At 43.2% G+C, this 11,814-nt stretch carries 9 protein-coding genes and 1 pseudogene; 6 read left to right on the top strand and 4 right to left on the bottom strand.

Annotated features, from left to right (window positions below; genetic code table 11):
* Positions 1–133 precede the first annotated feature (133 nt).
* On the top strand, positions 134–934 hold the full coding sequence (locus tag AB5618_RS04205; protein ID WP_118582045.1) for a hypothetical protein: 801 nt from the start codon (positions 134–136) through the stop codon (positions 932–934).
* Between the two features lie 70 nt (positions 935–1,004).
* On the opposite strand, the gene AB5618_RS04200 is transcribed toward AB5618_RS04205, so the two are convergent.
* A complete protein-coding gene (locus AB5618_RS04200) occupies positions 1,005–1,844 on the bottom strand; it encodes an AraC family transcriptional regulator (protein ID WP_173718345.1) in 840 nt (279 codons plus the stop codon).
* Between the two features lie 170 nt (positions 1,845–2,014).
* On the opposite strand from AB5618_RS04200, the gene AB5618_RS04195 reads away from it, so the two are divergent.
* The gene (locus AB5618_RS04195; RefSeq protein WP_368366517.1) at positions 2,015–4,186 is read left to right on the top strand and encodes an alpha-galactosidase; all 2,172 of its coding nucleotides are present in this window, start codon (positions 2,015–2,017) and stop codon (positions 4,184–4,186) included.
* A 1-nt stretch (position 4,187) separates the two neighbouring features.
* Here AB5618_RS04195 and AB5618_RS04190 read toward each other — a convergent pair whose 3' ends face one another.
* A complete protein-coding gene (locus tag AB5618_RS04190) occupies positions 4,188–4,556 on the bottom strand; it encodes a GGDEF domain-containing protein (RefSeq protein ID WP_368366516.1) in 369 nt (122 codons plus the stop codon).
* A gap of 18 nt (positions 4,557–4,574) precedes the next feature.
* On the bottom strand, positions 4,575–6,104 hold the full coding sequence (locus AB5618_RS04185; protein WP_368366515.1) for a hypothetical protein: 1,530 nt from the start codon (positions 6,102–6,104) through the stop codon (positions 4,575–4,577).
* A 148-nt stretch (positions 6,105–6,252) separates the two neighbouring features.
* Between AB5618_RS04185 and AB5618_RS04180 the strand changes: the two genes are divergently transcribed.
* The 3 genes and pseudogenes from AB5618_RS04180 to AB5618_RS04170 all read left to right on the top strand — a co-directional run.
* A complete protein-coding gene (locus AB5618_RS04180; protein WP_368366514.1) occupies positions 6,253–7,686 on the top strand; it encodes a hypothetical protein in 1,434 nt (477 codons plus the stop codon).
* Between the two features lie 99 nt (positions 7,687–7,785).
* Positions 7,786–8,889 carry a U32 family peptidase gene (locus AB5618_RS04175; protein ID WP_368366513.1) on the top strand — a complete coding sequence of 368 codons (1,104 nt, stop codon included), beginning with the start codon at positions 7,786–7,788 and terminating at the stop codon, positions 8,887–8,889.
* 34 nt (positions 8,890–8,923) lie between these two features.
* A pseudogene (locus AB5618_RS04170) lies at positions 8,924–8,989 on the top strand (DUF6783 domain-containing protein); the annotation flags it as partial.
* Positions 8,990–9,019: 30 nt separating this feature from the next.
* Here the strand turns inward: AB5618_RS04170 and AB5618_RS04165 are convergent.
* Positions 9,020–10,810: a flavin reductase gene (locus AB5618_RS04165; RefSeq protein WP_368366512.1), complete on the bottom strand. Its 1,791-nt coding sequence runs from the start codon at positions 10,808–10,810 to the stop codon at positions 9,020–9,022.
* Positions 10,811–11,031: 221 nt separating this feature from the next.
* On the opposite strand from AB5618_RS04165, the gene AB5618_RS04160 reads away from it, so the two are divergent.
* A complete protein-coding gene (locus tag AB5618_RS04160) occupies positions 11,032–11,670 on the top strand; it encodes a Crp/Fnr family transcriptional regulator (protein ID WP_195478099.1) in 639 nt (212 codons plus the stop codon).
* The last annotated feature ends 144 nt before the right edge of the window (positions 11,671–11,814 follow it).

Raw genomic sequence — 11,814 nt, 5'->3', positions numbered from 1 at the left:
AAAAAAACTTTCCTGAAAAGTGGAAAAACATCCCGAAGAAAGAGTTGACGAAACAGCCCTACTGGTATAATGAAGTCAAATTAAAGGATATTACATTTGGGAATGACTTTATAGATTTCAGGAGGTTTCCATTATGAGAAAGAATACATTAAAAAAAGCAATGGCAGTTATGATTTCAGCGACAATGCTGGTGACAGGATATACAGTAGTTTCCGCAGAAGGATTTACAGATGCGGAGGCACTTGCAGAGATGGATGCTTTTACTACAGGTGATGAAGCTGTATATGTGGAAGAAGTTCAGCCGGAAGCTGCACAGACTGAGGAGGTTCAGCCAGAGCAGACTCAGACAGAGGTTCAGCCGGAGGTTGCACAGACCGAGGAAGTTCAGGCAGAAGAATCTCAGGATGAGTTCCAGACCGGGGAATCTGCTGAAGAAGCCGCTTTTGTTGATGGATTCACAGATAGCTCTGCAGAAGCTGATCCAGCTGAGTTTACCGATGGAACCGGTGAAGTTGGAGATGCAGTAGAAACTACCGTAGATTCCGATTTCCGTTTCGAGAACGAAGAAGTCATTATCACTGCAAAAGTGTTTGATGAGACAGCTCTTCCAGAAAACGCTGAAATGAACGCTGTAAAGCTTGAAGCTGGCAGTGAGAAATATGAAGAAGCAAAACAGGCTTCCATCAGAGACCTTGGAACAACAGAAGACGACGAGTACACTTTCTACGACGTAACCTTCATCGCAGATGGTGTTGAGATCGAAGTTCCAGACGAAGCAGTCGTAATTAATATGGAATTCAAAAATGTTGCATCAGAGGAAAACGAAACCCAGAGCGCCCTCCACATCCAGGAGACAGAAGCTGGCGTAGTTGCCCAGGACGTAACCGCACAGTCCGCAGACGGAACACTGAAATCCGTAGGATTTAACTTCTAAAATTCAATAACCGCAAGCAGATACAGGACTTTCTGAGAAATCGGAAAGTCCTTTTTGTATAATCAAAATTTCATCTATGCTGCTCCCGCCACGCCCGCGGTGAAACCCCATACACATTTTTAAAAGCCCGGGAGAAGTGGAGGGCGTTTTCGTAGCCTACGGCAGAGCCGATATCTCCTATAGATAATGTGGTCAGCTTCAGCAATTCCGCCGCTTTTGTCATGCGGTAATGAATGAGAAATTCCTGTGGAGAGTGTCCTGTGCTGGTGCGGAAAATTCGTCCCAGATAGCTTCTGTTAATACCGCATACAGCTGCCACATCCTCAATAGAAATATCATTCTGGAAGTTCTGTTCGATAAAATTTATCGCCTCTTTTATATAATAATCACTCATTTTACTGGTGGCGGCAGGCTGCGGTCTGGCAACAGATTGCGCAAGCAGATCCGCAAAAAGATAGAAATGTCCCATCAGATGAAAAGGAGATTGCTCTGAATTCTGAGAAATGTAAATCAGTTCATCCACCATCTTTTTTCGTGCCTCCCTGGAGTGGGCCATATAGACTGGCGCATCCTTGGAAAAGCCACAAACGTTGAGGATTTCTGTGGTACGCAGCCCGTCAAACTCCACCCAGACGTATTCCCATGGCACCTGAATATCTGCCACATAAGTGGTGATCTGTCCTGGAAAAATCATAAATCCCTGTCCGCTCCGAACCTGATAATTTACATTCTGCCCCTTGGAATTCGTGGCCATCAGGGTGCCTGTTCCGGAAAGAACATAGTGAAAAAGGTAGTGATTCCGCGTTGCCGGACCAAATAAATGTCCGGGAGTACACTTCTCATGTCCATATTGGTAAAGGCATAGATCAATGAAAGTTTCGCTCGGAAAAATGTGAAAGTTGTTATCCATATCCGGAATCCTCCTGTTACATTTGCTGACAATATATCATAATGCGATAATATATTTCATTATACCATAAAAAAACATCATAAAGGCATAAAATAAGAAAAATTAAGCTATTTAAGTGTTGATTTTGGTATGCTATACTTAACACATCATAGAAAAAGGAGGCCCCACTCATGGCAATCACCTTCAACGAAACAACCCGGATCTTTACCCTCACCACTGCCCACACTACCTATCAGATGCAGGCGGATGCTCAAGGGTACCTTTTGCACCTGTATTATGGTGCCAGAACTGCAGGAGAAATGGACTATCTTCTGAATTATGGAGACCGTGGCTTTTCTGGAAATCCGAATTCAGCAGGCAGCGACAGAACCTATTCTCTGGATGCATTGCCACAGGAATATCCATCACTTGGCACAGGAGATTTCCGAAATTATGCGTTAAATATAGAGAATGCAGATGGTTCCCAGTGCTGCAATCCGGTTTACATAACACATGAAATTGCGGCTGGAAAATACACTCTGAAAGGTCTTCCATTCGTCCGTGCAGAAGAAAATGAAGCGGAAACTTTGAAGATTATACTGGAAGATCCTGTTACAAAAGTAGAGCTTCATCTGCTCTACGGAGTACTGGAAAAAGAAGATATTATCACCAGAAGTGTGATAATTAAGAATGCTGGAAAAGCCCCTGTAACAGTAAAAAAAGCCCAGTCTGCATGCCTGGATTTCCTTCACGGAGACTATGATCTGATCAAATTTTATGGCAGACATGCTATGGAAAGAAACATGGAAAGAATGCCGGTTTCCCATGAAAGCACCCGAATTGGCAGCCGCCGTGGAACCTCCAGCCACCAGTATAATCCAGGGGTAATCCTTGCAGGAAAAAACACAAATGAAGACAGCGGAAGCTGCTACGGAATGCTGTTTGTATACAGTGGAAACTTCCTTGTAGAAGCAGAAAAGGACCAGTATGATCAGACCAGAATCCAGATGGGTCTGACTGATGAACTGTTTGCATATCCCCTGGAAGCCGGAGCTGAATTTATCGCGCCAGAGGTTATTTTATCCTACACAAACAAAGGTCTTTCCAGGCTTTCCCAGCAGTACCATCACTGCATTATGAATCATATCTGCCAGGGAAAATACGTCCATGCAAATCGTCCTGTCCTGATCAACAGCTGGGAAGCCGCATATTTTGATTTCACCGGAGACACCATCGTAGAGCTTGCAAAGGAGGCAAAAGCGCTTGGAATCGATATGGTGGTTATGGATGATGGATGGTTCGGAAAGCGAAATGACGACAATTCTTCTCTCGGCGACTGGTATGTGAACGAGGAAAAATTAGGCGGAACTCTGACAAAATTAATCGAAAGAGTAAACGCGGAAGGCGTGAAATTCGGTATCTGGATTGAGCCTGAAATGGTCAGTGAGGACAGTGATCTTTACAGGGAACATCCGGAATGGGCAATCACAATTCCAGGCCGCAAGCCTGTCCGTTCCAGAAACCAGCTGGTTCTTGATTTTTCCAGAAAAGAAGTACGTGATGAGATATTTAAACGCATTTGCGCAGTTCTGGATCAGGGGAATGTGGAGTACATTAAATGGGATATGAACCGCAGCCTGGCAGATATTTATGCACCAAACGTGACCTATGATTATGTTCTTGGGGTGTACGATTTCCTGGAAAAACTTACGAACCGTTATCCGGATATTCTTATTGAAGGCTGCAGCGGAGGCGGCGGAAGATTTGATGCCGGAATGTTGTATTATACGCCTCAGATCTGGTGCAGTGACAACACAGATGCTATTAATCGTACACGGATTCAATATGGAACCTCCTTCTTTTATCCGGTAGCAGCAATGGGTTCACATGTGTCAGCAGTGCCAAACCATCAGACCGGAAGAGTGACCAGTATGCATACAAGAGGCGTTGCAGCTATGTCTGGAACCTTTGGCTATGAACTGAATCCCGCACTTTTAAATGCAAAGGAAAAAGCAGAAATCCGTGCCCAGCTTGCCCAATACAGGGAGTATCAGGAATTGATCCGTGAAGGAGATTATTACCGTCTTTCCAATCCTTTCCAGGATAATTTTGCGGCCTGGATGGTGGTATCAGATGATAGATCCAAGGCACTGGTAAGTGTGATAAGACTTACAGCAGAGGCCAATCCGCCGGCAGCATACGTTACCTTAAAAGGAATGGAAGAGGATGCTTTTTATCGGGAAAAAACTACCGGAAAAGTATATCCGGGAGCTGCACTTATGGAGGCTGGAATACTGCTTCCTGCTGCGGTGAGCGAATATGAAGCATACCAGATAGCACTGGAGCGTGCAGACTGCAGATAATTCAATGATTATGGGTTCGTCTGTCTGCTGTCTGATAGTAAGCTTTTTTCGCTTCATACATTCTGTGATCAGCTTCCTTCAGCATATCTTCCAGATTTTCACAGGAAGCTTTCCAGAGAAAGCCAATGGAGATACTGATCTGATCCTGTTTCATATATTCCTGCAATCTGTTTATTCTGTTATGAAATTCCAGCTCCTCGATACTGCTTTGAATGATCACAAATTCATCGCCGCCGATTCGGTAAACTTTGTCAGGAAAAACTCTGGAAAGTACTCTGGCAGCATTTTGTATAAAGGCATCTCCAGCTTCATGACCCTGGCTGTCATTAATCTGTTTTAGCCCATTCAGGTCGATATAAGCAGTGCCCACATTTTCAAGGATTTTTCCCTAATGAGAGTCAAGGATTTTAATATATTTATTGCGATTGAACAGGAATGTCAGCATGTCGCGGTAGCTCATATACTGGAGCTGTTCCTGTTGCTTCTTGGTTGCCAGACTGTTGGTGAGAAAGAACTGAATGGAGGAAAGCAGGGTGGCATCGTTGTAAAACTGCCGCGGATTATCAACACCTACGAATCCGATCACGTCGCCCCTTTTGCCAAGAGGTACAGCAATCAGCCGGTTTACATCCTGCTCTTTGAGCATGTTGTAGGATTCAGAACCTCTTTCCTGTTCCAGATCAGAAATATAATAAGGTTCAAATTTAAGAAAGCTTTCCATCCATTTGGGCAAAACAGTGATTGGCACTTCTTGGAGATTGTCAATTTGGACGCTTACTCCGCCTTTTACATATTCATATGTATTTCTCAACATGGTTTTTTCAGGATTAAGTTCAAAAATATACGTGCGGTCTGAATCAAAATACTGAGTGATAATTCCCAGCAGATTCTGGATAGAAATATTAATATCCTTATCCGAAGAAAGTTCTGTTACACACTGGATCAGAGTGTTGGAATTTTTCAGCTGTTCCTGAGTCCTTTTTTCACTTTTGGCAAGCTGTTCAACCGTGTAAAAATTCCATGCAATATAGAGGCCTAGCAGCAGAAATTCAATAATTCCGGCGAGAATCATCAGTTTTTTCAGATACAGAAGACTGGAAAAAACTACATCCTCCTGTGCGATAACCAGCAGCTCCCAGTCAAACATACCAACAGGAGAATAGTGCATATAATTGTCTTTTCCGTTGATGCTTGAGTTAAAAGCGATAACACCGGTTTTCAGAGATTTCACTTCGTTTTTCAGATCAATATTTTCATAGCCCTTCAGCAAGGCGGGACCAGGCGTATCGTAGGCATTTCCAAGGGTGGAATACCGGGTGTCCAGAGCATAATTTCCATCAGCGCTGTCTACAAGACATATGGCAGTGTGACCGTCATAAAAAGAGCTCTGGAATACGTCTGCGAGAACAGTAGTGTCGATTACACCGGTAAGGATGGCTTTGATCTCGTCGCTTTTTATAACAGGCATATAATAGTAAAACGATTCATTTCCTGTTTCAGAGTCTGTCAGTCTGTGGGAAATGTGTTCGCCAAGCGCTGCAATAGCATTGAAATTTAAGTCCTGCCGCAGGTGTTTCAGGTGTCCGTCTTCATACAAAATCGTGTTGTCCGGATAGAGGACATCAATTCTGGAGAATATCGTATTTTTTGCAAATGCATCGAGGTGAACAGATGCAATCTGTTCCGGCTCAAGCTTATTCTCCTCCACCATGGCATTAGCGGCCAGACCAAGGGTGGTGATGTTGTCTTGAAATTTCATCTGGATTTCCGCCGAAATCGTTTTGGCTGAATCGCTAAGTATCTGCCAGCAGCGCTCCTCTTCACGATCCATGACTTTATGATACAGAAAAATCGAAACGATAATGGTAATTCCTATTACGATTGATACGGGGAGTAAACGTTTAATGTTTTGTTTCATGATAGAAATGCTCCTCCTTTTCATAGTCGTTAAGTTAATTTTATCATTCTTTTGTGAAGAAAAAAAGTTTATAAACCTAAAAGATTGTATTTTTATAGGTACTGGGATATACTTGCAGTATTCGTAGACGGAACAGGGTGTGATTGCAATGGTTTCAATGATTCCTTTCGGGCTTCTTGCCGGGTTTGTGAAGGGGCGGGAGGTTCGGATTACAGAGGTTGATGAGAGTGGATTTTGTTTTCGGACAATAGAAGAAAATATCTCTGATTCAGAAGCTTTGAAGGTGTGCTTTTATGATATAAAGAATGGGTGTTACCGTGAATTGGAAATTCCAGAATACGATATACAAAGGTTTGATATGGTGGACGCAGAACTCTCCGGATTTTATGTGAAATATAAGGTGATGGTGAAGCAGAAAGCGTATGCAGAGGCGGTTCAGAGGCTTCTTTATCAGTATAATCACTACATTCATCTGAAGCTGGAAGAGGACGACAGCGCGTTGGCGAAAAGCCTGACAGGGTATCCGGGGGAACTGGATGAGGTCAAGTGTGACAGTCTGGAAGAGCAGGTGGGAATATGGCGGAGAGAGCTTACGCCAGAGGTATTGGAGTCTGCTTATAATGGGAAACGTATAGATTTAACTGATAATTGTTCTCAGTGCGGAACTGGCTTTAAGCCTGGGTATAAGTGCCAGGTACCGCCTGAATCAGGTGTTACGGAGCTGGCGCTGGAGATAGATCGCCCGGAATTGTATCAGGAATATTTGGATAGTTCCCTGACAGAGTTTTCCAAAAAGTATGCCGGAAAATGTATCGGTATCTGCGGCAGCATTATTCTGGAACATAGAGTACCGGATCACCTTTATATTGGAAATCAGTTCTGTCATCTTCTGTTTCCGGAACGTAAATTGTTGTTTAAAATAATAGAAAAAGCAGCGGCAGAACAGGTGGAAATCACACTTGTTTTTTCTTATATCCGGGAATATATGCTGGATTATATAACAGAATTGCTTGATGAAATTAACTGGTGGTGTGAAGAAAAAGGGCAGGCTGTAGAGATTGTTGTAAATGACTGGGGAATGGCCTCTTTAGTAAAAAAAGGCAGAAGGAATCTGATTCCCAGCCTTGGAATTTTGTTAAATAAACGCAGAAAAGACCCTCGGATTTCGTTCAAAAAAGGAGAACAGAAATGGTTTGAGAGGAACAGCCTGAATGCTGGATTTTACCGTAATTTTCTGGAAAGAGAATATGGAATCCAACGCTTTGAATGGGAATCCTGCGGTTACGAACAGCAGATTCCACTTGGAAAAAACAGCCTGCATATTCCGTTCTATCAGACCAATACATCACAGTATTGTCCTCTTGGTGCAGTATGTGAAACAGGCGAGAGAGGACGACAAAAGCTTGCAAAAAAATGCCCGGGATATTGTACGGAATATGCACTTTTGTATCCGGAACATTTGCATATGATAGGGCGGTATAATTCGTTGTTTGGGATTGATATGAGAATATTGAAAGAGGAAGAAATACTGGAGAATTATATCCAAAACGGTGTGGACCGGGTTGTAATAAGAGCATGGTAATGCCGCCTGCAGGTGACATACCCGTGTTGAGGCAGAAGCGATATTTTATTCAGGATGAAGTACATGGCTGCTCAAGGCTGGAATTTATGGAGATAAGTGATGAAAATAGTAGCAGGATTAGGCTCAATAGATGAATATATAAAGTTCGCGAAGGCTGGTGCAGATGAATTTTTCTGTGGTTATGTTCCTTATTCCTGGTCTCAAAAATACGGAACGGTACTGCCCCTGAACCGCAGGGAAGTACTTTGTTATAACGTACAGCTTGGCGCATTCAGTGAGCTGGAAATCCTGTCTGGGATGATGAAAAAGTACGAAAAACCAGTCCATCTTACATTCAATTCCCTGTATTATATCCCGGAACAATATCCGGAAATTGCCGGGATCATAAGCCAGTGTATGAAAATTGGTTTTCACAGTTATATTATTGCAGACCCGGCGTTGATGGTATATTTACGTGAAAATGGTATAAACTGCGAAATTCATCTCAGTGGAGAATGTGGAGAAATTAACAGCCAGATGGTGGCTTCATTGGGAAAACTGGGATTGAAACGTGTGATTTTTCACAGGAAAAATACATTCGAAGATATGAGAGCGGTTGTTGATAAATGTGGAAAAAAGGATGGGACAGATGCTGCGAATGTGGAAATGTTAAAGGATATGGATACGGCAGATGATTACAGTTCAGTTAGAGAGCGGTGTGAGAGTGGGACAGAAAGAATCCCGGAATTTGAGGCCTTTGTATTGAATGAAATGTGCCAGTTTACAGGTGCATTTTGTAATTCTTTGCATTGCGATGAGATGGGGTATCTTTGTAAAGTGCCCTATCAGATCGGAACCTTAAAAACAGGGAATGCCGGTTCTGAAATCTTCAATCAGGAAATAAACGGAGGGCATTTGCTGCCAGACGGCTTTGTTCCTGATGATTTTCACAGTTTACATGATTTTTCCTATGATTCTGCGGGTTATCTTTGCGGTGAAACTGGCTGTGGTCTATGTGCACTTTATCAGTTAAAGCAAGCCGGAATTACGCACTTGAAGCTGGTTGGCCGTGGAAATTATACGGATTACATGGAAAAAGATATTCGAAATCTTCGAATGGCGTTGAATATATTGAAAGAATCCGCTGACGAAATGGAGTTTCGGCGAAAAATGAAATTGCAGATTTTTCCCAGCGGGTGCAGCAAGAATTGCTATTACCAGTGATTAGGCAGCACGGGCTCCGGAGTGTGTCTGAAAAATCATTCCCACAAATTGTGGCGCACATCTTGCAGAAAGCCTTTTTCAGACACGCTCTGGATCCTGCGCTGCTTTGAGAAATTTATCTGGTTGTTTTTTATCCGATGGGCTCGAAATCTGCAGCTCCATGTTTGCACAGCGGGCAGATGAAGTCATCCGGGAGCTCGTCACCTTCGTAGATGTAGCCGCATACTTTGCAGACGAAGCCTTTTTTGCCATCGGTTTCTGGCTTCGGTTTTACATTTTTCTGATAGTAGGTGTAAGTCATGGTGTCAAGATCGTTCATGACGCGGGCTTCGGTGACGCTGCAGATGAACATTCCATGGGTACCAAGGTCTACATATTGTTCAACCTTCAGAGACATAAATGCATTAATATATTTGTCCAGGAATACCAGTCCATTATCGGAACGGTAGACCTTCTGACCTGCAAATTTATCTACGCTGCGTCCGGTCTGGAAACCAAACTGCTGGAATACAGAGAACGGTGCATCTACAGACAGGCAGTTTACGTTGAGAACTCCAGTCTGTTTGATCACATGGTGGGAGTAATTTGCCTTATTGATATTTACCGCAATACGGTTTGGAGTATCAGTGAGCTGGGTCACAGTGTTGACGATCAGTCCGTTGTCTTTTTTGCCGTCATTGGAGGTAACTACATAAAGTCCGTATCCGATTCTGAAAAGGGCTGTCATGTCATTTTTGTTTGCCAGCTCATCATTCTGGGCAATGTATTCTTTGCAGAGCTCGTTTGCCATAGCTTCCAGCTGATCCTTGTTTTCCTGGTTTACTGCGGAAAGCACTTTTACAGTAGTGTCCAGCCAGTTGATCTTCTTGCAGCCAGAAAGCATTTCTTTCATAACTTTTGCTGCCAGAGGTGCCCAGGAACCATTTTCGATGATGCCCACTGTGCGGTTCTGGAAGTTGTGCTCGGTCAGACGAGTGATATAGTCGTGCATGAACGGATAAATGCTTGCATTATAAGTTGTGGTAGCAAGAACCAGCTTGCTGTAGCGGAATGCGTCGGACAGAGCCTGTGACATGTCATCTCTTGCAAGATCATATACAACAACTTTGGGACATCCCTTGCTTCGAAGTTTGTCAGCCAGCAGTTCTACAGCTGCTTTTGTATGACCGTATACAGATGTGTAGGCAATCACAATTCCTTCTGTCTCTGGTGTGTAAGAGGACCATGTATCGTAAAGACCAATGTAATGTCCAAGGTTTTCTGTAAGAACAGGTCCGTGAAGAGGGCAAATGATCTGGATATCCAGACCTGCGGCAACTTTCAGTAATTTCTGAACCTGTGGTCCGTATTTTCCAACGATGCCAATAAAGTATCTGCGAGCTTCATCGTCCCAATCTTCTTCTACATCCAGTGCGCCGAATTTTCCGAAGCCATCTGCAGAGAAAAGTACTTTATCGGTGCTGTCATAGGTTACCATAACTTCCGGCCAGTGCACCATGGGAGCGAAAACAAAGGTCAGGTTGTGGTTTCCAAGGTTGAGGGTGCCGCCATTTGTAACCTCCAGCTTCTGTCCTTCCAGGTCGAGACCGAAGAAGTTCTGGATCATAGTGAAGGTTTTCGCGTTGGCTACGATGGTGGTTTCCGGATAAACCTTCAGGAAGTTTGCCACATTTGCTGCGTGGTCCGGCTCCATGTGCTGTACGATCAGGTAGTCTGGCTTGCGGCCTTCCAGGATGCGGTCCAGATTATCCAGCCATTCGTGAGTGAAATTTGCATCTACAGTATCCATGACTGCGATTTTTTCATCCAGGATCACATAGGAATTATATGCCATACCGTTCGGTACTTTGTACTGACCTTCGAAAAGGTCTATCTGATGGTCGTTTACGCCTGCGTAGCGGATGGTGTCTGTAATTTTCATAGAGGTTCGTCTCCTTTTTATGAGATATTGTTATTGATGTAATTGTTTGTGATTTTTGAGGGAACTATGTATTTTTTACTGCTTTGTTATTTCTTTAACATGGCTTTAGTATAACCAAATTTTGAAATAAAGTCTGTTGCAAATACAACAAAATGGTGTAAGATATAAGAAATTATTTTTTGAACATGTTCTGGATAAATTGATAGAAAGGGATTGTAGAAATGACACCAGTGACACTTTTTTCATACATAACTCCTGAAGAACAGGAACGTATGCGCATCTGTTTCGATATGCATGAAGCAGTCTATCGGAATAATGAGACTGTGATGGAATATTCCAGTTCCATGAAAAAAATAGGTTTGATCCTGGAAGGTCAGGCAGTTCTTTATTGCATTGATGAAGATGGAAATCAATATATGATAGATAACCTGAAAAAGGATAGTGTTTTCGGCGAACCATTCCTTTTACCTGAAGAATCCCAGCACTATTATGTCTGTGCAAAATCCGAAACAAGAGTGCTGTTTATCGCCTATGAGCATGTGATTAAACGCTGCGAAAATGCCTGTAAATTCCACAGCCAGCTGGTAAGCAACCTGCTTCAGATGATTGCCCTGCGCGCCAGCCAGCAGGCCAGTCGGATTTATGTGCTGTCAAGAAACAGCATCCGAAAGAAGATCATGACCTATTTAAATTCCATTGCCGCAGAAAAACAGACGAAAACTGTTATTTTGCCCATGTCCTACACCACTCTTGCTGAATACCTCAGTGTAGACCGCAGCGCCATGATGCGGGAGCTGAAGAACCTGGCAGATGAGGGGATTATAGAACGGGATGGGAAGAAATTGCGGATTTTGGATTGAAAATAGAGTGGGATATATAATTTTTATCAGTAAACGGTAACATTCTGATGGAAAATATAGTTGACGAGAAGAAATTTGTACAACATAATAATAGAAGTATAGATGCTGTCATCTGAAAAGGTTTGTGGGTGGCGGTATGAGGGA

This window comes from Ruminococcus sp. J1101004sp1_RTP21198st1_B9_RTP21198_201120 (assembly GCF_040924245.1).
GTDB lineage: Bacteria > Bacillota > Clostridia > Lachnospirales > Lachnospiraceae > Blautia_A > Blautia_A faecis.
Note: the sequence above shows the minus strand (reverse complement) of the source record. Positions and strands in the feature narration are given on the sequence as shown.